The 22,363-nt window shown below is 65.5% G+C and carries 35 protein-coding genes; 34 read left to right on the forward strand and 1 reads right to left on the reverse strand.

The genetic code is table 11. The features are described from left to right. The 32 genes from RKE40_RS25985 to RKE40_RS26140 form a co-directional block, all read left to right on the forward strand. Window positions 1–131, forward strand: a 131-nt coding sequence (locus tag RKE40_RS25985; RefSeq protein ID WP_449249597.1) for an EF-Tu C-terminal domain-related protein, incomplete at its 5' end; no start/stop codon positions are given. 70 nt (window positions 132–201) lie between these two features. After that, window positions 202–510, forward strand: a complete 309-nt coding sequence (gene rpsJ / locus RKE40_RS25990; protein ID WP_043237115.1) for a 30S ribosomal protein S10 — start codon at window positions 202–204, stop codon at window positions 508–510. Window positions 511–577: 67 nt separating this feature from the next. After that, window positions 578–1,303 (forward strand): 50S ribosomal protein L3, encoded by a 726-nt coding sequence (rplC, locus tag RKE40_RS25995; RefSeq protein ID WP_316021086.1) that lies wholly within the window; start codon window positions 578–580, stop codon window positions 1,301–1,303. Continuing rightward, window positions 1,303–1,923 carry a 50S ribosomal protein L4 gene (rplD, locus tag RKE40_RS26000; protein ID WP_316021087.1) on the forward strand — a complete coding sequence of 207 codons (621 nt, stop codon included), beginning with the start codon at window positions 1,303–1,305 and terminating at the stop codon, window positions 1,921–1,923. Before rplC ends, rplD begins: the two co-directional genes overlap by 1 nt. Further along, window positions 1,920–2,228: a 50S ribosomal protein L23 gene (locus RKE40_RS26005; RefSeq protein ID WP_291641576.1), complete on the forward strand. Its 309-nt coding sequence runs from the start codon at window positions 1,920–1,922 to the stop codon at window positions 2,226–2,228. The genes rplD and RKE40_RS26005 overlap by 4 nt, the downstream gene beginning before the upstream one ends. Before the next feature lie 15 nt (window positions 2,229–2,243). Beyond that, a complete protein-coding gene (rplB, locus tag RKE40_RS26010) occupies window positions 2,244–3,086 on the forward strand; it encodes a 50S ribosomal protein L2 (protein ID WP_316021088.1) in 843 nt (280 codons plus the stop codon). 8 nt (window positions 3,087–3,094) lie between these two features. Next, window positions 3,095–3,373: a 30S ribosomal protein S19 gene (gene rpsS / locus RKE40_RS26015; protein WP_316021089.1), complete on the forward strand. Its 279-nt coding sequence runs from the start codon at window positions 3,095–3,097 to the stop codon at window positions 3,371–3,373. A 3-nt stretch (window positions 3,374–3,376) separates the two neighbouring features. Continuing rightward, entirely contained in the window at window positions 3,377–3,760 is a 384-nt protein-coding gene (gene rplV / locus RKE40_RS26020; RefSeq protein ID WP_066480071.1) for a 50S ribosomal protein L22, read from the forward strand. Window positions 3,761–3,770: 10 nt separating this feature from the next. After that, complete coding sequence (rpsC, locus tag RKE40_RS26025; protein ID WP_316021090.1) at window positions 3,771–4,487, forward strand: 30S ribosomal protein S3; 717 nt, start codon at window positions 3,771–3,773, stop codon at window positions 4,485–4,487. A gap of 18 nt (window positions 4,488–4,505) precedes the next feature. Continuing rightward, window positions 4,506–4,919 (forward strand): 50S ribosomal protein L16, encoded by a 414-nt coding sequence (gene rplP / locus RKE40_RS26030; protein ID WP_316021091.1) that lies wholly within the window; start codon window positions 4,506–4,508, stop codon window positions 4,917–4,919. Window positions 4,920–4,929: 10 nt separating this feature from the next. Next, window positions 4,930–5,142, forward strand: a complete 213-nt coding sequence (gene rpmC, locus RKE40_RS26035; RefSeq protein ID WP_316021092.1) for a 50S ribosomal protein L29 — start codon at window positions 4,930–4,932, stop codon at window positions 5,140–5,142. Window positions 5,143–5,153: 11 nt separating this feature from the next. Further along, window positions 5,154–5,396: a 30S ribosomal protein S17 gene (rpsQ, locus tag RKE40_RS26040; RefSeq protein WP_066480058.1), complete on the forward strand. Its 243-nt coding sequence runs from the start codon at window positions 5,154–5,156 to the stop codon at window positions 5,394–5,396. A 108-nt stretch (window positions 5,397–5,504) separates the two neighbouring features. Further along, window positions 5,505–5,873, forward strand: coding sequence for a 50S ribosomal protein L14 (gene rplN, locus RKE40_RS26045; protein ID WP_066480057.1), 369 nt, complete (start codon window positions 5,505–5,507; stop codon window positions 5,871–5,873). After that, window positions 5,873–6,190, forward strand: a complete 318-nt coding sequence (gene rplX, locus RKE40_RS26050) for a 50S ribosomal protein L24 (protein WP_066480055.1) — start codon at window positions 5,873–5,875, stop codon at window positions 6,188–6,190. The genes rplN and rplX overlap by 1 nt, the downstream gene beginning before the upstream one ends. Further along, window positions 6,183–6,749 (forward strand): 50S ribosomal protein L5, encoded by a 567-nt coding sequence (gene rplE, locus RKE40_RS26055; RefSeq protein WP_066480052.1) that lies wholly within the window; start codon window positions 6,183–6,185, stop codon window positions 6,747–6,749. Before rplX ends, rplE begins: the two co-directional genes overlap by 8 nt. 36 nt (window positions 6,750–6,785) lie before the next feature. Next, window positions 6,786–7,091 (forward strand): 30S ribosomal protein S14, encoded by a 306-nt coding sequence (gene rpsN / locus RKE40_RS26060; protein ID WP_066480049.1) that lies wholly within the window; start codon window positions 6,786–6,788, stop codon window positions 7,089–7,091. Window positions 7,092–7,103: 12 nt separating this feature from the next. Then, a complete protein-coding gene (gene rpsH / locus RKE40_RS26065) occupies window positions 7,104–7,502 on the forward strand; it encodes a 30S ribosomal protein S8 (RefSeq protein ID WP_066480047.1) in 399 nt (132 codons plus the stop codon). Window positions 7,503–7,537: 35 nt separating this feature from the next. Continuing rightward, window positions 7,538–8,071, forward strand: coding sequence for a 50S ribosomal protein L6 (gene rplF / locus RKE40_RS26070; protein WP_316021093.1), 534 nt, complete (start codon window positions 7,538–7,540; stop codon window positions 8,069–8,071). Window positions 8,072–8,082: 11 nt separating this feature from the next. Continuing rightward, entirely contained in the window at window positions 8,083–8,445 is a 363-nt protein-coding gene (gene rplR / locus RKE40_RS26075; RefSeq protein WP_066480043.1) for a 50S ribosomal protein L18, read from the forward strand. Between the two features lie 131 nt (window positions 8,446–8,576). Further along, window positions 8,577–9,140, forward strand: coding sequence for a 30S ribosomal protein S5 (rpsE, locus tag RKE40_RS26080; RefSeq protein ID WP_066480040.1), 564 nt, complete (start codon window positions 8,577–8,579; stop codon window positions 9,138–9,140). Window positions 9,141–9,150: 10 nt separating this feature from the next. Further along, complete coding sequence (rpmD, locus tag RKE40_RS26085) at window positions 9,151–9,345, forward strand: 50S ribosomal protein L30 (RefSeq protein WP_316021094.1); 195 nt, start codon at window positions 9,151–9,153, stop codon at window positions 9,343–9,345. A gap of 12 nt (window positions 9,346–9,357) precedes the next feature. After that, complete coding sequence (gene rplO, locus RKE40_RS26090; protein WP_316021095.1) at window positions 9,358–9,837, forward strand: 50S ribosomal protein L15; 480 nt, start codon at window positions 9,358–9,360, stop codon at window positions 9,835–9,837. A 93-nt stretch (window positions 9,838–9,930) separates the two neighbouring features. Beyond that, a complete protein-coding gene (gene secY / locus RKE40_RS26095) occupies window positions 9,931–11,268 on the forward strand; it encodes a preprotein translocase subunit SecY (protein ID WP_316021096.1) in 1,338 nt (445 codons plus the stop codon). Next, window positions 11,268–11,849, forward strand: a complete 582-nt coding sequence (locus RKE40_RS26100; RefSeq protein ID WP_316021097.1) for an adenylate kinase — start codon at window positions 11,268–11,270, stop codon at window positions 11,847–11,849. Before secY ends, RKE40_RS26100 begins: the two co-directional genes overlap by 1 nt. 73 nt (window positions 11,850–11,922) lie before the next feature. Further along, window positions 11,923–12,219: an alkylphosphonate utilization protein gene (locus RKE40_RS26105; protein WP_316021098.1), complete on the forward strand. Its 297-nt coding sequence runs from the start codon at window positions 11,923–11,925 to the stop codon at window positions 12,217–12,219. Between the two features lie 205 nt (window positions 12,220–12,424). After that, window positions 12,425–13,621, forward strand: coding sequence for an ABC transporter substrate-binding protein (locus tag RKE40_RS26110; RefSeq protein WP_316021099.1), 1,197 nt, complete (start codon window positions 12,425–12,427; stop codon window positions 13,619–13,621). A 236-nt stretch (window positions 13,622–13,857) separates the two neighbouring features. Further along, a complete protein-coding gene (gene rpsM / locus RKE40_RS26115; protein WP_066480026.1) occupies window positions 13,858–14,226 on the forward strand; it encodes a 30S ribosomal protein S13 in 369 nt (122 codons plus the stop codon). Window positions 14,227–14,394: 168 nt separating this feature from the next. Further along, window positions 14,395–14,784 carry a 30S ribosomal protein S11 gene (gene rpsK / locus RKE40_RS26120; RefSeq protein WP_043237079.1) on the forward strand — a complete coding sequence of 130 codons (390 nt, stop codon included), beginning with the start codon at window positions 14,395–14,397 and terminating at the stop codon, window positions 14,782–14,784. A gap of 91 nt (window positions 14,785–14,875) precedes the next feature. Beyond that, window positions 14,876–15,892, forward strand: coding sequence for a DNA-directed RNA polymerase subunit alpha (locus RKE40_RS26125; protein WP_316021100.1), 1,017 nt, complete (start codon window positions 14,876–14,878; stop codon window positions 15,890–15,892). 112 nt (window positions 15,893–16,004) lie between these two features. Next, window positions 16,005–16,424: a 50S ribosomal protein L17 gene (gene rplQ, locus RKE40_RS26130; protein WP_316021101.1), complete on the forward strand. Its 420-nt coding sequence runs from the start codon at window positions 16,005–16,007 to the stop codon at window positions 16,422–16,424. Between the two features lie 122 nt (window positions 16,425–16,546). Beyond that, a complete protein-coding gene (locus RKE40_RS26135) occupies window positions 16,547–17,365 on the forward strand; it encodes a hypothetical protein (RefSeq protein ID WP_316021102.1) in 819 nt (272 codons plus the stop codon). A gap of 277 nt (window positions 17,366–17,642) precedes the next feature. Next, window positions 17,643–18,908, forward strand: coding sequence for a Glu/Leu/Phe/Val family dehydrogenase (locus tag RKE40_RS26140; protein WP_316021103.1), 1,266 nt, complete (start codon window positions 17,643–17,645; stop codon window positions 18,906–18,908). Between the two features lie 69 nt (window positions 18,909–18,977). Here RKE40_RS26140 and RKE40_RS26145 read toward each other — a convergent pair whose 3' ends face one another. Then, complete coding sequence (locus RKE40_RS26145) at window positions 18,978–19,388, reverse strand: BLUF domain-containing protein (RefSeq protein WP_316021112.1); 411 nt, start codon at window positions 19,386–19,388, stop codon at window positions 18,978–18,980. A 168-nt stretch (window positions 19,389–19,556) separates the two neighbouring features. Between RKE40_RS26145 and RKE40_RS26150 the strand changes: the two genes are divergently transcribed. Both RKE40_RS26150 and RKE40_RS26155 read left to right on the forward strand, forming a co-directional pair. Further along, a complete protein-coding gene (locus RKE40_RS26150; RefSeq protein WP_390893537.1) occupies window positions 19,557–20,987 on the forward strand; it encodes a DegQ family serine endoprotease in 1,431 nt (476 codons plus the stop codon). 1 nt (window position 20,988) lies between these two features. Next, a complete protein-coding gene (locus RKE40_RS26155) occupies window positions 20,989–22,296 on the forward strand; it encodes a replication-associated recombination protein A (RefSeq protein ID WP_316021104.1) in 1,308 nt (435 codons plus the stop codon). Window positions 22,297–22,363 lie beyond the last annotated feature (67 nt).

Genomic DNA, 22,363 nt, shown 5'->3' on the forward strand with positions numbered 1-22,363 from the left:
TGCCGGGCGACAACATCTCGATGGAAGTGCACCTGATCGTGCCGATCGCGATGGAAGAGAAGCTGCGCTTCGCCATCCGCGAAGGCGGCCGCACCGTCGGCGCCGGCGTCGTCGCTTCGATCCTCGCGTAAGCAAGGGCTGATCTGAGGGCGAAGGCCCTTTGTGGCCTTCGCCTTTTCACGTCACGGAGATAACAAGACCATGAACGGTCAGAATATCCGGATCCGCCTCAAGGCGTTCGATCATCGCATCCTCGATGCGTCGACGCGCGAGATCGTCTCGACCGCGAAGCGGACCGGCGCGCAGGTGCGCGGCCCGATCCCGCTGCCGACGCTGATCGAGAAGTTCACCGTCAACCGCTCGCCCCATATCGACAAGAAGTCGCGCGAGCAGTTCGAGATGCGGACCCACAAGCGGGTTCTCGATATCGTCGACCCGACCCCCCAGACGGTCGACGCCCTCATGAAGCTCGATCTCGCCGCCGGCGTCGACGTCGAAATCAAGCTCTGATCCATCATCGGGTCCTCTGTTTCCGGGTTTTCCGGATGGACATGACCCCAAGGGAAGGTGTGCACCGATGCGTTCCGGTGTGATTGCACAGAAAGTCGGGATGACCCGCATCTTCACCGATGCCGGGGAGCATATCCCGGTCACGGTGTTGAAGCTCGACAACTGCCAGGTTGTCGCGCATCGCACGATCGAGAAGAACGGCTATGTCGCCGTGCAGCTTGGGTCGGGCTTGGCCAAGGTCAAGAACGTCTCGAAGGCACAGCGCGGCCATTTCGCCGTCGCCAAGGTCGAGCCGAAGCAGAAGCTCGTCGAGTTCCGCGTCACTGACGACGCGCTGATCCCGGTCGGCGCCGAGCTCACCGCCGACCATTTCGTCGTCGGCCAGTTCGTCGATGTCAGCGGCACGACCACCGGTAAGGGTTTCGCCGGCGGCATGAAGCGCTGGAACTTTGGCGGTCTGCGCGCCACCCACGGCGTCTCGATCTCGCATCGCTCGATCGGTTCGACCGGCGGTCGTCAGGACCCTGGCAAGACCTTCAAGAACAAGAAGATGCCCGGCCATATGGGTGTCGATCGCGTGACCACGCAGAACCTGCGCGTCGTCCAGACGGATGTCGAGCGCGGTCTGATCCTGGTCGAGGGTGCGGTCCCCGGCGTCGCCGGCGGCTGGATCCACGTCCGTGACGCGATCAAGCGCGCCTTGCCGAAGGACGCTCCGCTTCCGGGCAAGTTCAAGGTCGCCGGTGGCGACGCCCAGGCTCCTGCGGCCGAGACCGTTGAGGAGAACGCGTGATGAAGCTCGATATCACCACTCTCGAAGGCGGTAACGCCGGTTCCGTCGAGCTCTCCGACGCGATCTTCGGCCTCGAGCCGCGCGCCGACCTGCTCGCCCGCATGGTCCGCTACCAGCTGGCCAAGCGCCGCGCCGGTACGCACAAGACCAAGGGCCGTTCGGAAGTCGATCGCACCCGCAAGAAGATCTACAAGCAGAAGGGCACCGGCGGCGCTCGCCACGGTGCGGCTTCGGCTCCGCAGTTCCGCGGCGGCGGCAAGGCCTTCGGGCCGGTGGTGCGCGACCATGCGCACGACCTGCCGAAGAAGGTGAAGGCCCTGGCCCTGCGCCATGCGCTTTCGGCCAAGGCCAAGGATGCCGGACTGATCATCATCGACGACGCCAAGCTGGCGGAGCCGAAGACCAAGGTCCTGCTGGGCCATTTCAGCAAGCTCGACCTGTCGAGCGCGCTGGTGATCGGCGGTGCCGAGATCGACGTGAACTTCGGCCTGGCCGCGCGTTCGATCCCGAATGTCGACGTCCTGCCGATCCAGGGCATCAACGTCTATGACATCCTGCGTCGCGACAAGCTCGTGCTGACGCGCTCGGCTGTCGATGCGCTGGAGGCGCGCTTCAAATGAGCCAGTCCAAGAACATGGATCCGCGGCATTACGACGTGATCGTGAGCCCGGTGATCACCGAGAAGGCGACGATGCTCTCCGAGCACAACAAGGTCGTCTTCGAGGTTGCCAAGACCGCGACCAAGCCGCAGATCAAGGCGGCGGTCGAGAAGCTGTTCGACGTCAAGGTGAAGAGCGTCAACACGCTCGTCACCGAGGGCAAGGTCAAGGTCTTCCGGGGCCGGCTCGGCCAGCGCTCGGACGTCAAGAAGGCGGTCGTGACCCTCGAGGAAGGTCACTCCATCGACGTGACCACGGGCCTGTAAGAGAGGATCGACAACATGGCTTTGAAGCATTTCAAGCCGGTCACGCCGAGCCTTCGCCAGCTCGTGATCGTCGACCGCAGCGAGCTCTACAAGGGCAAGCCCGTCAAGGCGCTGACCGAGGGCAAGTCGTCCTCGGGCGGCCGCAACAACAACGGCCGCATCACCGTCCGCTTCCGCGGCGGTGGCCACAAGCGCACGCTGCGCCTGATCGACTTCAAGCGTCGCGGCAAGGCCGGCGTCGCGGCGACCGTCGAGCGGATCGAGTACGATCCGAACCGCAGCGCCTTCATCGCGCTGATCAAGTACACCGACGGCGAGCTGAGCTACATCCTGGCTCCGCAGCGCCTGGCTGTCGGCGACACCGTCGTCGCCGGCGACTCGGTCGACGTGAAGCCTGGCAACGCCGCCCCGATGGGCTCGCTGCCGATCGGCACCATCGTCCACAATGTCGAGCTCAAGATCGGCAAGGGCGGGGCGCTGGCGCGTTCGGCGGGCAACTACGCCCAGATCGTCGGTCGTGACCAGGGCTATGTCGTGGTTCGCCTGAACTCGGGCGAGCAGCGTCTGATCAGCGGTCAGTGCTATGCTACCGTCGGTGCGGTCTCGAACCCGGACCACATGAACACCAACGACGGCAAGGCCGGGCGCTCGCGCTGGCTGGGTCGTCGCCCGCACAACCGCGGTGTCTCGATGAACCCGGTCGACCATCCGCACGGCGGCGGTGAAGGCCGCACCTCGGGTGGCCGTCATCCGGTCACGCCCTGGGGTCTGCCGACCAAGGGCAAGAAGACCCGCTCGAACAAGCGGACCGATACGTTCATCGTGTCGAGCCGTCACGCCCGCAAGAAGAAGAACTGAGGTCCGTCATGGCGCGTTCGCTTTGGAAAGGTCCGTTTGTCGACGGATACCTTCTGAAAAAGGCCGAGGTTGCCCGTTCGGCGACCCGGCAGGAAGTCATCAAGATCTGGAGCCGCCGCTCCACGATCCTGCCGCAGTTCGTCGGTCTGACGTTCGGCGTCTACAACGGCCACAAGCATGTGCCGGTGTCCGTGTCCGAGGAGATGGTGGGCCACAAGTTCGGCGAGTTCTCGCCGACGCGCACCTTCCACGGCCACGCCGCCGACAAGAAGGCGAAGAGGAAGTAAGCCATGGGAAAGCCCTCCGCCCCCCGTGCGCTGCCTGAGAACGAGGCGGTTGCGGTTGCCCGCAACCTCCGCGTCTCCCCGCAGAAGCTGAACCTTCTCGCCCAGCTCATTCGCGGCAAGAAGGTCTCGACCGCGCTCGCCGACCTCGAGTTCTCGCGCAAGCGGATCTCGACCGATGTGCGCAAGTGCCTGCAGAGCGCGATCGCCAACGCCGAGAACAATCATGATCTCGACGTCGACGATCTCGTCGTCGCCCAGGCTTTCGTCGGCAAGGCGCTGGTCATGAAGCGCTTCCACGCCCGCGCCCGCGGCCGTGGCGCCCGCATCATGAAGCCCTTCGCCAACATCACGATCGTGGTGCGCGAAGTCCAGGCGGCCAAGGCCTGAGGAGAGAACGATGGGTCAGAAAATCAATCCGATCGGCCTTCGTCTCGGCATCAACCGGACCTGGGATTCGCGCTGGTTCGCCAACAAGGGCGAATACGGCAAGCTGCTCCACGAGGACATGGCCATCCGCGCCAGCCTGATGAAGCTGCTGAAGCAGGCCGCCGTCTCGAAGATCATCATCGAGCGCCCGCACAAGAAGTGCCGCGTCACCATCCACTCGGCTCGTCCGGGCGTGGTGATCGGCAAGAAGGGCGCCGACATCGAGAAGCTGCGCAAGGCGGTGATGAAGCTCACCAAGGCCGATGTGACGATCAACATCGTCGAGGTGCGCAAGCCTGAGATCGACGCGACCCTGGTCGCCGATTCGATCGCGCAGCAGCTCGAGCGCCGTGTGGCATTCCGTCGCGCCATGAAGCGGGCCGTCCAGTCGGCCATGCGTCTCGGCGCCGAGGGCATCCGCATCAACTGCTCGGGCCGTCTCGGCGGGGCTGAGATCGCGCGCCTGGAATGGTACCGCGAAGGCCGCGTGCCGCTGCATACGCTGCGCGCCGATGTCGACTACGGCGTCGGAACTGCCTTCACGACCTATGGCACGTGCGGCATCAAGGTCTGGATCTTCAAGGGCGAGATCCTGGAACACGACCCGATGGCCCAGGACAAGCGCCTCTCGGACGAGGGCGGCCGCTCCGGTGGTGAGCGTCGCGAACGTCGCGAGCAGGCTGCGTAAGGCTGATCGAGAAGAGCCATGCTGCAACCAAAGCGCACTAAATTCCGTAAGCAGTTCAAGGGGCGCATTTCCGGCGTCGCCAAGGGCGGCACCGACCTCAACTTCGGCCAGTTCGGCCTGAAGGCGATGATGCCCGAGCGCGTCACCGCCCGTCAGATCGAAGCCGCCCGTCGCGCCATCACCCGCGCGATGAAGCGCGCCGGCCGCGTCTGGATCCGGATCTTCCCGGACGTCCCGGTTTCGAAGAAGCCGACCGAAGTCCGCATGGGCAAGGGCAAGGGCGCGCCTGAGTACTGGGCAGCCAAGGTCAAGCCGGGCCGGATCATGTTCGAGATCGACGGCGTCGCCGAGGACACCGCCCGCGAGGCGCTGCGTCTCGGGGCCGCCAAGCTCCCGATCAAGACCCGCTTCATCCAGCGCATCGCCGAGTAAGGAGGGCGACATGAAAGCTACGCAACGCCTGTCCGATCTCAAGGTTATGAGCACGGACCAGCTCCAGGACGAGCTTCTCAAGCTCAAGAAGGAGCAGTTCAACCTGCGTTTCCAGCGCGCCACCGGCCAGCTCGAGAACACCTCGCGCGTGACCGAGGTCCGCAAGGAGATCGCCCGCATCAAGACGCTGCAGCGGTCGAAGACCGTCGCCGCGAGCGCCTGAGGAGTTAGACCATGCCGAAGCGCGTGCTGCAGGGCGTCGTCGTCAGCGACAAGCAGAACAAAACTGTTGTGGTTAAGGTGGAGCGGCGGTATACGCACCCGCTCCTCAAGAAGACGGTTCGCCGCTCGAAAAACTACCACGCCCACGATGAGGGCGAGGTGGCCAAGATCGGTGATCAGGTCTGGATCGAGGAATCCAAGCCCATCTCTAAGTTGAAGAGCTGGGTTGTGCTCGACGGCGCGCCGAAAGCGTAAAGTCATTTCGAGGCCAGGGGGCGATCGACCCCCGTCAGTCGTAGTCCGGGCGGAGCCTAAAGCTCTCGTCCGGAAACCGCGCTGATATGGAATGGAAGGATCAAGGCCATGATCCAGGTGCAGACGAATCTCGAGGTCGCCGACAATTCTGGCGCCCGCCGTGTGATGTGCATCAAGGTTCTCGGCGGCTCGAAGCGGCGCTATGCCCGCATCGGCGATATTATCGTGGTTTCCATCAAGGAAGCCATTCCGCGCGGCCGCGTGAAGAAGGGCGACGTCATGAAGGCGGTCGTCGTTCGTACGGCCAAGGACGTCAAGCGCCCCGACGGTTCGGTGATTCGCTTCGACCGCAATGCGGCCGTGCTGATCAACAACCAGAAGGAGCCGGTGGGCACTCGTATCTTCGGACCGGTTCCGCGCGAGCTGCGCGCCAAGAACCACATGAAGATCATTTCGCTCGCTCCTGAGGTGCTGTAATGGCTGCGAAGATCAAGAAGGGCGACAAGGTCGTCGTGCTCGCCGGCCGTGACAAGGGCAAGGACGGCGAAGTCCTCCAGGTCCTGCCGAAGGACGGCCGCGCCGTCGTGCGCGGCGTGAACCTGGTCAAGAAGCACACCAAGGCCACGGCGCAGTCCGAGGGCGGCATCATCAGCAAGGAAGCGACGATCGATCTGTCGAACCTTGCCGTTGCCGATCCGAAGGACGGCAAGCCGACCCGCGTCGGCTTCAAGGTGCTCGATGACGGCCGCAAGGTCCGTTTCGCCAAGCGTTCGGGGGATCTGATCGATGGCTGATACTCAGCAGGCGGCCCTCACGCCGCGTATGAAGAAGCACTACGAGGACGTTGTCCGCCCGGCGATGATCGCCGAGTTCGGCTACAAGAACGTCATGGAAGTGCCGACGATCGAGAAGATCGTCATCAACATGGGCGTTGGTGAAGCGACTGCCGACCGCAAGAAGGTCGACAACGCCGCCGGCGACCTCGCCATGATCGCCGGTCAGAAGCCGGTCATCACCAAGTCCCGTCTCGCCATCGCCGGCTTCAAGCTGCGCGAGAACATGGCGGTCGGCTGCAAGGTCACGCTGCGCAAGACCAAGATGTTCGAGTTCGTCGACCGGCTCGTCACCATCGCCTTGCCGCGCGTGCGCGACTTCCGTGGTCTCAACCCGAAGTCGTTCGACGGGCGCGGCAATTTCGCGCTCGGGATCAAGGAGCACATCGTGTTTCCTGAGATCAACTACGACAAGGTCGATCAGGTCTGGGGTATGGACGTGATCGTCTGCACGACTGCGAAGTCGGACGACGAAGCTCGCGCCCTGCTCAAGCACTTCAACTTCCCGTTCCGGCAGTGAGCCTCACCGCTCATACGCGGAAACCAGGAGAAATCGATGGCTAAGAAAAGCTCCGTCGAGAACAACAACCGCCGCAAGGCGCTCGTGAAGAAGTTCGCGGGCAAGCGTGCGCGGCTTCTCGCGATTGCCAATGACGAGAGCCAGTCCATGGACGAGCGTTTCCTCGCTCGCCTGAAGCTGGCGGAACTGCCGCGCAATTCTGCCGGCATTCGCGTGCGTAACCGCTGCGAAGTGACCGGCCGCCCGCGCGCCTTCTATCGCAAGCTGAAGATGTCGCGCGTCGCCCTGCGCGAGCTCGGCAACAAGGGGCTGGTTCCCGGCCTCGTCAAGTCGAGCTGGTGAGGAGGTAGCGTTATGGCGATCATCGATCCGCTCGGAGATATGCTGACCCGCATCCGCAATGCGCAGATGCGGCGCAAGTCCCGCGTGTCCACCCCTGGCTCGAAGCTGCGCGCCCGCGTGCTCGACGTGCTCCAGGCCGAGGGCTACATCCGCGGTTACACCCAGACCGAGTTCGGCAATGGCCGGACCGAGTTCGACATCGAGCTCAAGTACCATGAGGGCCAGCCGGTCATCCGGTCGATCTCTCGGGTCTCGAAGCCCGGCCGCCGTGTCTATTCTTCGGTGGAGACGATGCCGCGCGTGGCCGATGGCCTCGGCGTGACCATCATCTCGACGCCGAAGGGTGTCATGCCCGATCACCTTGCCCGCGAGCAGAACGTGGGCGGCGAAGTGCTCTGCAAGGTCTTCTGACCTTTCGCGCACAGCTGCTCATCAGGAGAAATCCAATGTCTCGTATCGGTAAGAAGCCCATTCCGGTTCCGGCTGGCGTCACCGCCAACGTCGCGGGCCAGGAGGTCAAGATCAAGGGTGCGAAGGGCGAGATGTCCTTCGTGGTGCCCGACGACGTCTCGGTCGTGCTGGAGAACGGCGCCATCGCCGTTCAGCCGCGCTCGCAGAGCAAGCACGCCCGTTCGCTCTGGGGCACCTCGCGCGCCCGCATCAACAACCTCGTGATCGGCACCACCGCCGGTTTCGAAAAGAAGCTTGAGATCAACGGCGTCGGCTACAAGGCCGCCGTGGCCGGCAAGGTCCTCAAGCTGTCGCTCGGCTACAGCCACGACATCGACTATGAGATCCCTGCCGGTGTCGCGATCGTGACGCCGAAGCCGACCGAGATCGTGATCTCCGGCATCGACAAGCAGGTCGTCGGCCAGACTGCCGCGGAAATCCGCGACTATCGTGGCCCCGAGCCCTACAAGGGCAAGGGCGTCAAGTACGCCGGCGAATTCATCTTCCGCAAGGAAGGCAAGAAGAAGTAAGGACGGCAGGGATGAGCAAGCAGACAGTTGCGACTGCGCGCCGCAAGGCCCGCGTCCGTCGCTCGATCAAGGCGGTTGCCAATGGTCGCGCGCGCCTGTCGGTGCATCGCACCGGCAAGCAGATCTATGTTCAGGTCATCGACGATGCGAAGGGGCTCACGCTCGCTTCGGCCTCGACCCTCGACAAGGACATCCGCGGCGACATCAAGTCGGGCGCGAACGTCGTCGCCGCCACGCAGATCGGCAAGCTGATTGCCGAGCGTGCGCTGAAGGCGGGCGTCAAGGAAGTGGTCTTCGACCGCGGTTCCTATCGCTACCATGGCCGCGTCAAGGCGCTGGCCGAGGCCGCTCGCGAAGGCGGGCTGAGCTTCTGACGTTCAGGAATTGCGGTACGCGGAGGGTCCTCACGGGCTCTCCGCGTACCGCATTATAGTGGCTGCCCCGTCCGGGGCGCTCGAGCGAGCGGCGGGCTTACAGGTCCGATCCGCGCAAGTAAGAGGATGACATGGCGAGAGAACCTCGTGACCGTCAGGATCGCGAAGAGCGCGATTCCGAATTCGTGGATCGTCTGGTCCACATCAACCGCGTCGCCAAGGTGGTGAAGGGCGGGCGTCGCTTCGGCTTCGCTGCGCTCGTCGTCGTCGGCGACCAGAAGGGCCGCGTCGGCTTCGGCCACGGCAAGGCCCGTGAAGTTCCCGAGGCGATCCGCAAGGCGACGGAAGCCGCCAAGCGCGGCCTCGTCCGCATCCCGCTGCGCGAAGGCCGCACGCTCCATCACGACGTCCACGGCCGCCACGGCGCCGGCAAGGTCGTGCTGCGCGCTGCCCCGGCCGGTACCGGCATCATCGCCGGCGGCCCGATGCGCGCCGTCTTCGAGGCGGTCGGCATGCAGGACGTGGTGTCGAAGTCGCTCGGCTCCTCGAACCCCTACAACCTCGTGCGCGCCACCTTCGACGCGCTGAAGAACGAGGACAGCCCGCGTAGCGTCGCCGCCCGGCGTTCGCTCAAGGTTTCGGCCCTGCAGACGCGTCGTCGCGATGCCGGCACCGATGCCGCGGCCGAAGCGTGAGGAGGGTTCGATGGCAAAAGCTGGGAAGACCCTCACCGTCGAGCAGATCGGTAGCCCGATCCGTCGCGAAGCGTCTCAGCGCCAGACCCTGATCGGTCTCGGCCTGAACAAGATCCGCCGCCAGTCGACCCTGGAAGACACGCCGGCTGTGCGTGGCATGGTCGACAAGGTCAAGCACCTCGTCCGCGTCGTCGACGCGAAGTGAGGAGGGGCGAACATGAAACTCACTGATATCCGTGACAACGAAGGCGCGGCCAAGTCGCGCATCCGCGTCGGCCGTGGCATTGGCTCCGGCAAGGGCAAGACCGGCGGGCGTGGCGTCAAGGGCCAGACCTCCCGCGCGGGCGTCGCGATCAAGGGCTTCGAAGGCGGCCAGATGCCGCTGTATCGTCGCCTGCCGAAGCGCGGCTTCCACAACCTGTTCGGCCGCGAGCTGAACGAGGTCAATGTCGGCCGCATCCAGCAGGCCGTCGAAGCCGGCAAGCTCGACGCCAAGAACGCCGTCACGATCGAGGCGCTGGTCGCCGCGGGCGTGATCAGCAAGGCGGCGCGCGACGGCGTCAAGATCCTCGGCGTCGGCGAGCTCAAGACCAAGCTCGCCTTCGAGGTCGCTGGCGCGTCGAAGTCGGCTGTCGAAGCGATCGAGAAGGCCGGCGGTTCGGTCAAGATCTTGACGGCTGCCGCTTCACAGGCGTGATCCCTACGCTTACATGACTGAACGCGAACGGCGGCCGGGCCAGAAGCCTTGGCCGCCGTTCGACTGTCTGACTATCACCGAAGGACCGGACGCATGGCATCCGCGGCTGAACAGCTTGCTTCAAACCTGAATTTCGCCGCGTTCGCCAAGGCGGACGAGCTGAAGAAGCGAATCTGGTTCACGCTAGGCGCGCTGGTCGTCTTCCGGCTTGGTACCTACATTCCGCTGCCCGGCATGAACCCGGATGCGGTCGCCGACCTCTTCAAGCAGACCCAGCAGGGTGTGCTCGGCATGTTCAACATGTTCTCGGGCGGCGCTGTCGGCCGCCTGGCGATCTTCGCCTTGAACATCATGCCGTACATCTCGGCCTCGATCATCATCCAGCTGCTTTCCAGCGTGGTGCCGAGCTTCGAGGCGCTGAAGAAGGAAGGCGAGGCTGGCCGCAAGATCCTGAACCAGTACACCCGCTACCTGACCCTGGTGCTGGCCCTCTTCCAGGCCTGGGCGATCGCGGTCGGCTTGCAGGGCTCGGGCAATCTCGTCCTGCAGCCGGGGCCGTTCTTCCTGGTTTCGACCACGATCACCCTGGTCGGCGGCACGATGTTCCTGCTCTGGCTCGGTGAGCAGATCACCAGCCGCGGCATCGGCAACGGCACCTCGATCATCATCTTCGGCGGCATCATCGCCGAATTCCCGGCGCAGCTGGCGCAGACCCTCGAGCTCGGCCGCCAGGGCGCGATCTCGACCGGCCTGCTGCTCGGCGTGCTGGTCATGGCCGTCGTCGTCATCGCCTTCGTGGTCTTCATCGAGCGGGCCCAGCGCCGGCTGCTGATCAACTATCCGAAGCGCCAGGTCGGCAACCGCATGTATGAGGGCCAGACCTCGTTCTTGCCGCTGAAGCTCAACACCGCCGGCGTGATCCCGCCGATCTTCGCCTCGTCGCTGCTGCTGCTGCCGACGACGATCGCGAGCTTCTCGCAGGCTTCGGGCGGCACCGGCATGCTGGCGACGATCTCGACCTATCTCGCCCATGGCCGGCCGCTGTTCATGATCCTCTATGCGGCGCTGATCATCTTCTTCTGCTTCTTCTACACCGCGATCGTGTTCAATCCGGTCGAGACGGCGGACAACCTCAAGAAGCATGGCGGCTTCATGCCGGGCATCCGGCCGGGCGAGCGCACCGCGGAGCATATCGACCGCGTGCTGACCCGCATCACCGTGCTCGGCGCCGGCTATTTGACTATCGTCTGCTTGATCCCGGAGATGATGATCTCCTATGCCCAGATTCCGATCATCCTGTTGGGCGGCACCTCGCTGCTCATCGTGGTGACCACGACGATGGATACCGTGGCGCAGGTCCACGGGCATCTGCTGGCCCATCAGTACGAGGGGCTGGTCAAGAAGGCGAAGCTGCGGGGGGCAAAGCGCTGATGAGACTGATCTTCCTGGGGCCGCCGGGGGCGGGGAAGGGCACTCAGGCGGTACGCATCGTCGAGAAGCACGGCATTCCGCAGCTCTCGACGGGCGACATGCTGCGCGCGGCCGTGGCGGCCGGCACGCCGGTCGGCGTGAAGGCCAAGGCGGTGATGGATGCCGGCGGGCTGGTCTCGGACGAGATCGTCATCGGCATCGTGGCCGACCGGATCGAGGAGCAGGACGCCAAGAAGGGCTTCATCCTCGACGGCTTTCCGCGGACGCTGGCCCAGGCCGAGGCGCTCGATGAGATGCTGGCCTCGAAGGGGCTGAAGCTCGACAAGGTGCTGGAGCTCAAGGTCGACCAGAGCAAGCTCGTCGACCGTATCGTGCGGCGCGCCGAGGACGCCAAGGCCGCCGGCCAGCCGGTGCGCAAGGACGACGATCCGGAGGTCTTCAAGACCCGCCTCCAGGCCTATAACCGCGATACTGCGGTGGTCGCGCCTTATTACGAGAAGCGTGGCCAGCTCACCGCGATCGACGGCATGCAGCCGATCGATAGTGTGACGTCGGCGATCGAGAAGGCGCTGGCGGGCTGAGAGCCGCAAAGCAGGTTTCGAGTTCACAAGCCGCGCGGTGCTCGCCGCGCGGCTTTTTCAATGGAGTGGAACGATGGCCGACGACGATTACGTCTATGACGAGGCGACCGGCGAGTGGCGCCCGGCTTCGGATATGGCGGCTGCCGCCGCCGCGGTGTCGGAGGTCCGCGATGCGTCCGGCAATATCCTCGCCGACGGGGATTCGGTGACGCTGATCAAGGACCTGAAGGTCAAGGGCGCCAACCAGACCCTGAAGCAGGGGACTGTGATCCGGACGATCCGGCTGACGGACAATCCCGAGGAGATCGACTGCCGCTATGAGGGCATCAAGGGGCTCGTGCTGCGTACGGAGTTCGTCCGCAAGCGGTAGGTCCCGCCGCAGGCCGACAGGCCCGTGTTGTGCGGATTTGCGCCAGCGCGGGCACGGTTTAGCGCTCCGCTGCCGCAATTGACACATCTCCTTCCGGAAACTGAACTCGGCAGAGGCCCATGAAGGCCGAGACACGGACCGGCTCTGGTCGAGAGCGGTGGCGACCAGCCATCGCCGGCTGGCCGGCCGGAGACGGGAGGACAGCATGAAACGGGTTGCTTGCCTTGTGGCGGCTGCGCTGCTGGCGGCCGCGTCGACCGCGCGGGCACAGGACGCGGTCAAGATCGGCATTCTCAACGATCAGTCCGGAAACTATGCCGAGTTCGGCGGGCTCGGCTCGGTCGAGGCGGCGAAGCTCGCGATCGAGGATTTCGGCGGCTCGGTGCTCGGCAAGCCGATCGAGATCGTCGCGGCCGACCATCAGAACAAGCCGGACATCGCCGCTGGGCTTGCACGGCGCTGGTACGACGTCGACGGCGTCACGGCCATCGCCGACCTCACCAATTCGGCGGTCGCGCTCGCCGTGGCGGGCATCGCCAAGGAGCGCCAGAAGGTCACGCTCTACAATGGCCCTGCAACGACGCGCCTCTTCAACGAGGACTGCTCGGCGACCGGCTTCATGTGGACCTTCGACACCGCGACCTCGGCCAAGGGCACGGCGCTCTCGATCCTGCGCGAAGGTGGCGACAGCTGGTACATCATCGCCGCTGACTATGCCTTCGGCCATCAGCTCACCGCCGATATCGAATCGATCGTCGCCGCCAATGGCGGCAAGACGCTCGGCACTGTGCGCGCGCCACTCTCGACGCCCGACTTCTCCTCCTTCCTGCTGCAGGCGCAGGCCTCCAAGGCCAAGATCGTCGCCTTCGCCAATGCCGGTACGGATACGATCAACTCGATCAAGCAGGCCGGCGAGTTCGGCCTCGTCGACAGCGGCCAGAAGCTCGCTGCCATGGTCGTGGTGCTGAGCGACGTTCACGGGCTCGGCCTCGACAAGGCCAAGGGCCTGATCACCACCACGGCCTATTATCACGATGCCGACAAGCCGAGCCGCGACTGGGCCGACCGCTATATGGCGCGGACCAAGAAGATGCCGGGCATGATCCAGGCCAGCGTCTATTCCTCGGTGCTGCACTATCTCAAGGCGGTGAAAGCCGCCGGGACGGCTGCGGGACCTGCGGTCGCCGCCAAAATGCGCGAGCTGCCGGTCGAGGACTTCTATGCGCCCGGCGCCAGGATCCGCGAGGATGGCCGCCTGCTCAACGACATGCTTCTGGTCGAGGCCAAGGCGCCTTCCGCCTCGAAGGCGCCCTGGGACTACTTCAAGGTCGTCCGCAAGATCCCGGCTTCCGAGATCATCGCGCCGCTTTCCGAGAGCAAGTGCAGCCTCGTGAAGAAGTGAGGGCAGGGTGCCCCTTGGTCGACCCCGGTCAGCTTGACAGGCGGGCCGGAAGCGACTAACAGCCGGCCATCCGGTTTCATTGAGCGATGCCGACGCCTTCGAGAGAAGGGGCGGTGTCGCATTCTCGCATGGAACGGATTCAACGCCTCGCAAGGGCCGGCCTCCACCGGACGCGAGGTTCTTTCAACCGCCGCAGCTGCCACCGGGCACCGCGGCCGACATGGAGAGACGAGACAATGGCTCGTATCGCAGGCGTCAACATTCCGACTGGCAAGCGCGTCGTCATCGCGCTGCAGTACATCCACGGCATTGGCTCGGCCAAGGCGCAGGAGATCTGCGAGAAGGTCGGCATCGCCGCCGAGCGCCGCGTCAACCAGCTGAGCGACGCCGAAGTGCTCCAGATCCGCGAGACGATCGACCGCGACTACCTCGTCGAGGGCGATCTGCGCCGCGAAGTCACGATGAACATCAAGCGCCTGATGGACCTCGGCTGCTATCGCGGCCTGCGCCATCGCCGCTCGCTGCCGGTCCGCGGCCAGCGCACCCATACCAACGCCCGCACCCGCAAGGGCAAGGCGAAGCCGATCGCCGGCAAGAAGAAGTAAGGTTCGGCTCGCGTCGAATCTGGTGGCCGGGCCTGTCCCGGCCATTCCGTCGTTACGCGGCGTCTTCAGCGCCGCGTCTTGAAAGAGGTGCCCGGACCTTCGTCCGGGCATGACGTCTCTCCCCAGCGCCTGGCATGACGGGCGCGCCTGAAGGATGAAAGAAAGACCATGGCCAAGGAAGCCCAACGCGTCCGTCGTCGCGAACGCAAGAACATCGTCTCCGGCGTCGCGCATGTGAACGCCTCGTTCAACAACACCATGATCACCATCACCGACGCGCAGGGCAACACGATCTCGTGGTCGTCCGCCGGCACGATGGGCTTCAAGGGCTCGCGCAAGTCGACCCCCTACGCCGCCCAGGTCGCCGCCGAGGATGCCGCCCGCAAGGCTGCCGAGCATGGCATGCGCACCCTCGAGGTCGAGGTCACCGGTCCGGGTTCGGGCCGCGAGTCGGCGCTGCGCGCGCTGCAGGCTGCCGGCTTCACCGTCACCTCGATCCGCGACGTGACGCCGATCCCGCACAATGGCTGCCGGCCGCGCAAGCGTCGTCGCGTCTGAGCCGCGGATCGGATTGCGGCACCCGCAAGGGCGGGTGCCGGTACGGGGCGGCCCGCCGTCGCCATTGCATTGAAGCACCAGGAGTGCGGTCGTGATCAGCAAGAACTGGCAGGATTTGTCCAAGCCGAACAAGCTCGAAGTGAAGGTCGGAGACGACCCGAAGCGTCAGGCCACCGTGATCGCGCGTCCGCTGGAGCGTGGCTTCGGCATGACGCTCGGCAACGCCCTGCGCCGCGTGCTGCTCTCCTCGCTCCAGGGCGCGGCGGTCACCGCCGTCCAGATCGACGGCGTGCTGCATGAGTTCTCCTCGATCCCGGGCGTCCGCGAGGACGTCACCGACATCGTCCTCAACATCAAGGCCATCGCGCTGAAGATGCAGGGCGAGGGCCCCAAGCGCATGACCCTGCGCAAGACCGGCCCGGGCGTCGTCACCGCCGGCGACATCAACACCGTCGGCGACGTCTCGGTCCTGAACCCCGAGCTGGTTCTCTGCACGCTGGACGACGGCGCCGAGATCCGCATGGAGTTCACGGTCAACACCGGCAAGGGCTATGTCCCGGCCGAGCAGAACCGTCCCGAGGACGCGCCGATCGGCCTGATCCCGGTCGACAGCCTCTACTCGCCGGTGAAGAAGGTCTCCTATCGCGTCGAGAACACCCGCGAGGGCCAGAACCTCGACCGCGACATGCTGACCATGCAGATCGAGACCAATGGCTCGGTCAGCCCTGAGGACGCGCTGGCGCTCGCCGCCCGCATCCTGCAGGACCAGCTCGCCGTCTTCATCACCTTCGAGGAGCCGCGCAAGGAAGAGGCCGTCTCGACCGCGCCGCAGCTGCCCTTCAACCCGGCGCTGCTCAAGAAGGTCGACGAGCTTGAGCTTTCGGTGCGTTCGGCGAACTGCCTGAAGAACGACAACATCGTCTATATCGGCGACCTCATCCAGAAGTCGGAGGGCGAGATGCTGCGCACCCCGAACTTCGGCCGCAAGTCGCTCAACGAGATCAAGGAAGTGCTCGCCACCATGGGCCTCCATCTCGGCATGGACGTCACCGGTTGGCCGCCGGAGAACATCGAAGAGCTGGCGAAGCGCTTCGAAGAGCATTACTGATCCCGCCGGCGCGGAGCTCGTCTCCGCGCCGGCTTCCCGCACGGCGCAGCAGCGCCGGAGCATAACGAACGGCCGTACCGTGGCACGGCGGCCGTAATCACAGGAGAGCCAAATGCGTCACGGTTTCCGCGGTCGTCGTTTCAACCGCTCGGCTGAGCATCGCAAGGCGATGTTCGCCAACATGTCCCAGGCCCTGATCAAGCACGAGCAGATCACCACCACGCTGCCGAAGGCCAAGGACCTGCGTCCGGTCGTCGAGAAGCTGGTGACCCTCGCCAAGCGCGGCGACCTGCACGCCCGCCGTCAGGCGATCGCGCAGATCAAGGACGTCGCCCTGGTCGGCAAGCTCTTCTCGGTGCTCGGCCCGCGCTACAAGGAGCGCAATGGCGGCTATCTGCGTATCATGAAGGCGGGCTTCCGCTTCGGCGACAACGCCCCGCTCGCCGTGATCGAGTTCGTCGATCGCGACGTCGATGCCAAGGGCCAGGATTCCGGTCCGGTCTTCACGGCGGATGACGAGCAGGCGGCCTGAGGCCGGCATCTGCAGCTTTTCGACAGGGCGGCCTCCGGGCCGCCCTTTTTCGTTCGCGGGCTCCATCTTGCCCTGCTGCAACCTATAGTTGATAATCGCTGAAACTGCTTCGGGGGGCAGGGATGAAAGGCATTGGCTTGGTGGCCACGGCGCTGCTGTTGGGAGCCTGTGCCGCTATGCCGCCGTCGACGGCCGAAGAAGGCATCACCGAAGCGAGCATTATCGCCGCGGTGCAATGCGAAATGCGCCGCGCAAAGTTCGGAAAACGACTGCCTGCCGATGCATTGAGCAAGTATGCTTTTGCTGTCGAGCTCGATTTAAAACTTGTTACAGACACGGCTGCGGGAGCTGCAGCGGTGCTCGTGCTGCCACAAACTCCAGAGACGGTGTCGGTGGGCGGGGGCTTGTTATTCTCGGGGCGCTCAACGCGACAAGGTGTCATGTCCGTCCAGGTCGACCCGCGGCGGCTCGAGAATAGGCCGTGTTCCGTGGAAGTCGTTGGGCTGCTCTCGAATCCCGGTGCGCTAGGAATCGAAAATTGGGTCGTCGCCACCTTCGGCGGGTTCGGCGACGACAAGTCCGCGGTCGTTGCGAGCGGTACGTACGAAGTTGAGTTCGTTCTGACCCGCGCCATCAACGGCAGCATCGGAGTGGTTGCCTATCGTGTGACGAGTGCTGGAGCGACAGCAAATGCGTCGCGGATATCGACCCATCGGCTCAAGCTGGCAGTGACGCTCCGTTCCGAGCCTGCGGGCCCGCTTGAGGTTTCAATCGTAAACTTCGAACGAGAGAAACCTCCCGAGCGTGCGGTCAGCCAAGCAAGGGGCAGGGAGCCGCCAGTCTGGCAGCAGCGGAGCAGCGGAGGATTCGCCCCTCAGGTTACGGACCGACTCAACGACCTGCTTTTGCGTGATCGGCCAGTGACGATCCAAACGCGGTGACGGGTGTTTCACCGCGACGCAGGTTGAGCCTTTTCTGCGGCCCCGTGTCGAACACACGGTGGGAGGCTGTGGCCGGGATACCGACCACGATGCTGGGGGATCCTGCGCCGTGCCAGCGAGGAGCCAGCGCTAGGGGGCAGGCTTCTCGCACGCGAGGTGCGGCGCGTGGTCGCTTATGCATTCTCGAACAGTTCGAACCAAGCGGTTCGCTCTTGTACCCGCGCTGCCTTCTGATTAAGCGAATGCCTGTTTCCCGATCACGCAACAGGATAATTCGATGTCAGAAGACAGCCTTCTCGACCACGCGCTTGTCCGGCTGGACGACGCGGCCAGGCATCTCAATATCGACCCGGATGTGATCGAGAAGCTCAAATTCGCGCGCGAGACTACCAAGGCGCGCCTGATGATCCGCATGGACGACGGCTCGCGCAAGTCCTTCCTGGCCTGGCGCTGCCGTTATGACGACACGCGTGGTCCGACCAAGGGCGGCATCCGCTTCCATCCGTCGTCGACGATCGACGAGGTCGAGACGCTGGCCTTCTGGATGACCTTCAAATGCGCCGTGATGAACCTGCCCTATGGCGGCGGCAAGGGCGCGGTCCAGGTCGACCCCAGGCAGCTTTCGAAGGCTGAGCTCGAGCGCCTGGCGCGCGCCTATATCCAGGCCTTCGCGCGCACCATCGGGCCCGACCGCGACATCCCGGCGCCGGACGTCTACACCAACGCCATGATCATGGGCTGGATGGCCGACGAATACGCCCAGATCGTCGGCCAGGCGGAGCCTGCCGTGATCACCGGCAAGCCGATCGCGCTCGGCGGCTCGCTCGGCCGCAATGACGCGACGGCGCGCGGCGGCTACTACCTCGTGCGCCATCTTGCCGGCGAGCTCGGGCTCGGCGACGACATGCGCGTCGCGGTCCAGGGGTTCGGCAATGCCGGCCAGTTCATCGCCCGCCTGCTTGCGGGCGACGGGCACAAGATCGTCGCCGTCTCGGATTCGGAAGGCGCCGTGTTTGCGCCGAACGGGCTCGATGTCGGGGCGCTGCTCTCGGCCAAGGCGAGCGGCAAGTCGGTACTCTCCACGGTCGGAAGCAACGGCCACGAGGCGATTGCGGCAGATGCGCTGATCGGCGTCGACTGCGACCTGCTGGTGCCGGCGGCGCTGGAGAACATGATCCACGAGGACAATGCCGCCGAGGTCAAGGCGCGCATCATCCTCGAGCTGGCGAACGGGCCGGTCACCAGCGAGGCCGACGCCATCCTCGAGAAGCGCGGCGTCGTCGTCCTGCCGGACATCCTCGCCAATGCCGGCGGCGTCACCGTCTCCTATTTCGAGTGGGTGCAGAACCGCCAGGGCTTCTACTGGCCGCTCGAGGAGATCCATGATCGCCTGCGCGCCATCATGGAGCGCGAGGGCAGGGCGATCTGGGGCGTCTCCAAGGACAAGGACGTCTCGATGCGCACCGCAGCCTATGTGCATGCGCTGAGCCGCCTCGCCGAGGCGATCGAGGCCCATGGCACGCAGAGCTTCTTCGTGACCTGATCGGGCCCGACAGGCAGCGATATCGGAAGGGGCGGCGGCAGCCGCCCCTTTTTCATGTCCGGGAGGCCCTCAGCGGATCCTGCCGGCGAGCTCTCCGGCAAGGTCGAGCAGGGTGTCGGCTGGCTGGTCGTAGAGATCGGCCTCCGGCGAGACGCCGAAGAGCGAGAAGATGAAATCGTTGGTCTCGTCCTGCTCGGAGAGGGCCATCGACCAGTCGGCGAAGCCGCGCCGTTCGATCGGCTCCTGCGCCAGCAGGCGCAGGTTTGCGTGGCGCGGATCGACCACGATCCGGCCATAGGTTTCGGCGACATTCGCAGCTTCGCCTTCGAGCACCTGGGCGAAGGCCCTCGGCGTCGCCAGGAGAAACCCGGTTACATGATTGTCGGCATTGAGCCGCTGCGCCGTGGCGATCATCCGGGCGAGTTCGCTACGTCGATTGACCTCGACGAGGCGGCTTTCGCTGGCATAAACAAGGCGCATGAGGCTCACGAACCGGGTCCTTCTTCGCAGGGCGGGCCGGGAGGGTCGTGCCGGGCCGTGTGGGCTTCGCCGGAATCCGCACGCGATGCGCCGGCACGGGCAGGTTATGGCGGTCGTTCGGCCATGAAAACGCAAATGCAGTCGATACGTTTCAAGAAAGGTTCTGGGATGTCGGGCCGAATCAAGCTTTCCGGTGCAGTCGTCACGGCCGCTCTTCTGGCCTCGACCATGCTCGCCGGGGCGCCTTCCTCCTCGGCTTTCGCGCAGGACCGCCAGGTGCCCGAGACGCGCCAGCAGGTCTCGCTGTCCTTCGCCCCGGTGGTCAAGAAGTCGGCGCCCTCGGTGGTCAACGTCTATGGTGCGCGCGTCGAGCGCCGGCCGCAGAACCCGTTCATGGACGACCCGTTCTTCCGCCGCTTCTTCGGCGATGGCGGCTTCGGCGTGCCGCGCGAGCAGGTACAGCGTTCGCTCGGCTCCGGCGTGATCGTCGATGCCGACGGGCTGATCGTCACCAACAACCACGTCATCGACGGCATGAGCGAGGTCAAGGTCGCGCTCGCCGACAAGCGAGAGTTCGAGGCGACGATCCTGCTGCGCGATCCGCGGACCGATCTCGCCGTGCTGAAGATCAAGGCCAAGGAGCTGAGCGCGCTGGAGCTCGCCGATTCCGACAAGATCGAGATCGGCGATCTTTCTCTGGCGATCGGCAATCCCTTCGGCGTCGGCCAGACCGTGACGCAAGGCATCATCTCGGCGCTGGCGCGCACCCAGGTCGGCGTCGGCGACGCGCAGTCCTTCATCCAGACGGACGCCGCGATCAACCCCGGCAATTCCGGCGGGGCGCTGGTGGACATCCATGGCCGGCTGGTCGGCATCAACACCGCGATCTTCTCGCGCTCCGGCGGCAGCGTCGGCATCGGCTTCGCCATTCCTTCCTCGATGGTCCAGGTTGTGGTCGCCAGCGCCAAGGCCGGTGCGAAGACGGTGCGCCGTCCCTGGTTCGGGGCGCGCCTGCAGGTCTTGACCGCCGATGTCGCCGACGGGCTCGGGCTCGACCGCCCGGCAGGCTCGGTCGTCGCCAGCGTGGTCGAGAAGGGCCCGGCGGCTGAGGGCGGCCTCAAGCGCTCGGACGTGATCCTGGCGGTCGACGGCATCGCCGTCGACGACCCCGAGAGCTTCGGCTACCGCTTCGCGACGCGCCCGCTCGGCGGCGTGACCTCGCTTACCGTGCTGCGCGGGGGCAAGCGCATCGTCGTGCCGATCAAGCTCTCGCCGGCGCCGGAGACGCGGCCGCGCGAGCCAGTCACGCTCACGGGCCGCTCGCCGCTTTCCGGCCTCACCGTGATGAATCTCTCGCCGGCTCTGGCGGAGGAACTCTCGGTAGAGACCGGGAACGAGGGCGTCATCGTCGGCGCGATCGAGGAGGGCAGTCCTTCCGCGCGCGTCGGTTTCCAGAAGGGCGACCTGATCCTTGCCATCAATGGCGAGCGCATCGCGACCTCGCGCGAGCTCGAGACCGCGACCCGCGAGCGCAAGCGCTCCTGGGAAGTGACGATCTCGCGCGGCGGCAAGACCGTGACGTCCGTGTTCGGCGGATGAGGTGAGCGACCTCTTCGCCGCCTCCGGCCTCGACAAGGCCGGTCCGAGACCGCTGGCCGACCGTCTGCGACCGACCACCTTCGGCGAGGTCGCCGGCCAGGAGCACCTCACGGGGCCGGACGGGGTGCTGTCGCGCCTCGTCGCCTCCCGCTCGCTCGGCAGCCTGATCTTCTGGGGCCCGCCCGGCACTGGCAAGACCACGGTGGCGCGCCTGCTCGCCGGCATGGTCGATCTCGGCTTCGAGCAGATCAGTGCGATCTTCTCCGGCGTCGCCGACCTCAAGAAGGCCTTCGACAGCGCCCGCGGCCGCCGGCTCGGCGGCAAGGGGACGCTGCTCTTCGTCGACGAGATCCACCGTTTCAACCGGGCCCAGCAGGACGCCTTTCTGCCGGTGATGGAGGACGGCACGATCACGCTGGTCGGCGCCACCACCGAGAACCCGTCCTTCGCGCTCAACGCCGCGCTGCTCTCGCGGGCACGCGTCCTGACCTTCAAGGCGCTGGACGAGGGGGCGCTGCTCTTCCTGCTCGGCCGGGCCGAGGTGCTGGAGGGCCGCGAGCTGCCGCTGACGCCCGAGGCTCGCCAACAGCTGGCGCGCTTCGCCGATGGCGACGGGCGCGCCGTGCTGACGCTGGCCGAGGAGATCTGGCGCGCCGCCAAGCCGGGCGAGGTCTTCGACGAGGCCGGGCTCGCCGAGGTGATCCAGCGGCGGGCACCGATCTACGACAAGGCGCAGGACGGCCACTACAATCTGATCTCGGCGCTGCACAAGACGATCCGCGGCTCCGACCCGGATGCGGCGCTCTACTATTTCGCCCGCATGCTCGACGCGGGCGAGGATCCGCGCTTTCTGGCACGCCGGCTGGTGCGGATGGCAGTCGAGGATATCGGGCTCGCCGACCCGCAGGCGCTGGTCCATGCCCGCGCCGCGGCGGAAACCTACGAGCAGCTCGGCTCGCCCGAGGGCGAGCTCGCGCTCGCCAATTCCGTGATCTATCTCGCGACCGCGCCGAAATCGAACGCGGCCTATGTCGCCTACAAGGCGGCGATGCGCACGGCCAAGCAGGCAGGCTCGCTGACGCCGCCCAAGACGATCCTCAACGCGCCGACCAAGCTGATGAAGGAAGAGGGCTACGGCGCCGACTACGCCTATGATCATGACGCGCCCGACGCCTTCTCGGGCCAGAACTACTGGCCCGACGCGCTCGGCCGGCAGTTCTTCTACGACCCGCCGGAACGCGGCTTCGAGCGCGAGATCCGCAAGCGGCTGGAATACTGGGAGAAGCTCCGGCAGGAGCGGGGCGAGTAGGGGCGCGGCCTGCCCGAGCTCGACGGGCGGCCAGCCGCCTGTGCCCGGCGCATGGCGGCCGGCTCCA

The organism is Allobosea rubneri, assembly GCF_032464875.1.
Classification (GTDB): domain Bacteria; phylum Pseudomonadota; class Alphaproteobacteria; order Rhizobiales; family Beijerinckiaceae; genus Allobosea; species Allobosea rubneri.

What these genes read in the sequence shown, in the direction of transcription:
- rplC (WP_316021086.1), top strand. Translation starts at nt 578, where the DNA reads ATGCGTTCCGGTGTGATTGCACAGAAAGTCGGGATGACCCGCATCTTC.
- RKE40_RS26150 (WP_390893537.1), top strand. Translation starts at nt 19,557, where the DNA reads ATGTCGGGCCGAATCAAGCTTTCCGGTGCAGTCGTCACGGCCGCTCTT.
- rpsH (WP_066480047.1), top strand. Translation starts at nt 7,104, where the DNA reads ATGGCGATCATCGATCCGCTCGGAGATATGCTGACCCGCATCCGCAAT.
- rpsM (WP_066480026.1), top strand. Translation starts at nt 13,858, where the DNA reads ATGGCTCGTATCGCAGGCGTCAACATTCCGACTGGCAAGCGCGTCGTC.
- rplV (WP_066480071.1), top strand. Translation starts at nt 3,377, where the DNA reads ATGGGAAAGCCCTCCGCCCCCCGTGCGCTGCCTGAGAACGAGGCGGTT.
- rplF (WP_316021093.1), top strand. Translation starts at nt 7,538, where the DNA reads ATGTCTCGTATCGGTAAGAAGCCCATTCCGGTTCCGGCTGGCGTCACC.
- rpsN (WP_066480049.1), top strand. Translation starts at nt 6,786, where the DNA reads ATGGCTAAGAAAAGCTCCGTCGAGAACAACAACCGCCGCAAGGCGCTC.
- rplR (WP_066480043.1), top strand. Translation starts at nt 8,083, where the DNA reads ATGAGCAAGCAGACAGTTGCGACTGCGCGCCGCAAGGCCCGCGTCCGT.
- rpmD (WP_316021094.1), top strand. Translation starts at nt 9,151, where the DNA reads ATGGCAAAAGCTGGGAAGACCCTCACCGTCGAGCAGATCGGTAGCCCG.
- RKE40_RS26105 (WP_316021098.1), top strand. Translation starts at nt 11,923, where the DNA reads ATGGCCGACGACGATTACGTCTATGACGAGGCGACCGGCGAGTGGCGC.
- rpsC (WP_316021090.1), top strand. Translation starts at nt 3,771, where the DNA reads ATGGGTCAGAAAATCAATCCGATCGGCCTTCGTCTCGGCATCAACCGG.
- rpsQ (WP_066480058.1), top strand. Translation starts at nt 5,154, where the DNA reads ATGCCGAAGCGCGTGCTGCAGGGCGTCGTCGTCAGCGACAAGCAGAAC.
- rplN (WP_066480057.1), top strand. Translation starts at nt 5,505, where the DNA reads ATGATCCAGGTGCAGACGAATCTCGAGGTCGCCGACAATTCTGGCGCC.
- RKE40_RS26100 (WP_316021097.1), top strand. Translation starts at nt 11,268, where the DNA reads ATGAGACTGATCTTCCTGGGGCCGCCGGGGGCGGGGAAGGGCACTCAG.
- RKE40_RS26110 (WP_316021099.1), top strand. Translation starts at nt 12,425, where the DNA reads ATGAAACGGGTTGCTTGCCTTGTGGCGGCTGCGCTGCTGGCGGCCGCG.
- rpmC (WP_316021092.1), top strand. Translation starts at nt 4,930, where the DNA reads ATGAAAGCTACGCAACGCCTGTCCGATCTCAAGGTTATGAGCACGGAC.
- rplO (WP_316021095.1), top strand. Translation starts at nt 9,358, where the DNA reads ATGAAACTCACTGATATCCGTGACAACGAAGGCGCGGCCAAGTCGCGC.
- rplB (WP_316021088.1), top strand. Translation starts at nt 2,244, where the DNA reads ATGGCTTTGAAGCATTTCAAGCCGGTCACGCCGAGCCTTCGCCAGCTC.
- rplE (WP_066480052.1), top strand. Translation starts at nt 6,183, where the DNA reads ATGGCTGATACTCAGCAGGCGGCCCTCACGCCGCGTATGAAGAAGCAC.
- RKE40_RS26145 (WP_316021112.1), bottom strand. Translation starts at nt 19,388, where the DNA reads ATGCGCCTTGTTTATGCCAGCGAAAGCCGCCTCGTCGAGGTCAATCGA.
- rpsK (WP_043237079.1), top strand. Translation starts at nt 14,395, where the DNA reads ATGGCCAAGGAAGCCCAACGCGTCCGTCGTCGCGAACGCAAGAACATC.
- rpsJ (WP_043237115.1), top strand. Translation starts at nt 202, where the DNA reads ATGAACGGTCAGAATATCCGGATCCGCCTCAAGGCGTTCGATCATCGC.
- rpsS (WP_316021089.1), top strand. Translation starts at nt 3,095, where the DNA reads ATGGCGCGTTCGCTTTGGAAAGGTCCGTTTGTCGACGGATACCTTCTG.
- secY (WP_316021096.1), top strand. Translation starts at nt 9,931, where the DNA reads ATGGCATCCGCGGCTGAACAGCTTGCTTCAAACCTGAATTTCGCCGCG.
- RKE40_RS26140 (WP_316021103.1), top strand. Translation starts at nt 17,643, where the DNA reads ATGTCAGAAGACAGCCTTCTCGACCACGCGCTTGTCCGGCTGGACGAC.
- rpsE (WP_066480040.1), top strand. Translation starts at nt 8,577, where the DNA reads ATGGCGAGAGAACCTCGTGACCGTCAGGATCGCGAAGAGCGCGATTCC.
- RKE40_RS26005 (WP_291641576.1), top strand. Translation starts at nt 1,920, where the DNA reads ATGAGCCAGTCCAAGAACATGGATCCGCGGCATTACGACGTGATCGTG.
- rplX (WP_066480055.1), top strand. Translation starts at nt 5,873, where the DNA reads ATGGCTGCGAAGATCAAGAAGGGCGACAAGGTCGTCGTGCTCGCCGGC.
- rplQ (WP_316021101.1), top strand. Translation starts at nt 16,005, where the DNA reads ATGCGTCACGGTTTCCGCGGTCGTCGTTTCAACCGCTCGGCTGAGCAT.
- rplD (WP_316021087.1), top strand. Translation starts at nt 1,303, where the DNA reads ATGAAGCTCGATATCACCACTCTCGAAGGCGGTAACGCCGGTTCCGTC.
- rplP (WP_316021091.1), top strand. Translation starts at nt 4,506, where the DNA reads ATGCTGCAACCAAAGCGCACTAAATTCCGTAAGCAGTTCAAGGGGCGC.
- RKE40_RS26135 (WP_316021102.1), top strand. Translation starts at nt 16,547, where the DNA reads ATGAAAGGCATTGGCTTGGTGGCCACGGCGCTGCTGTTGGGAGCCTGT.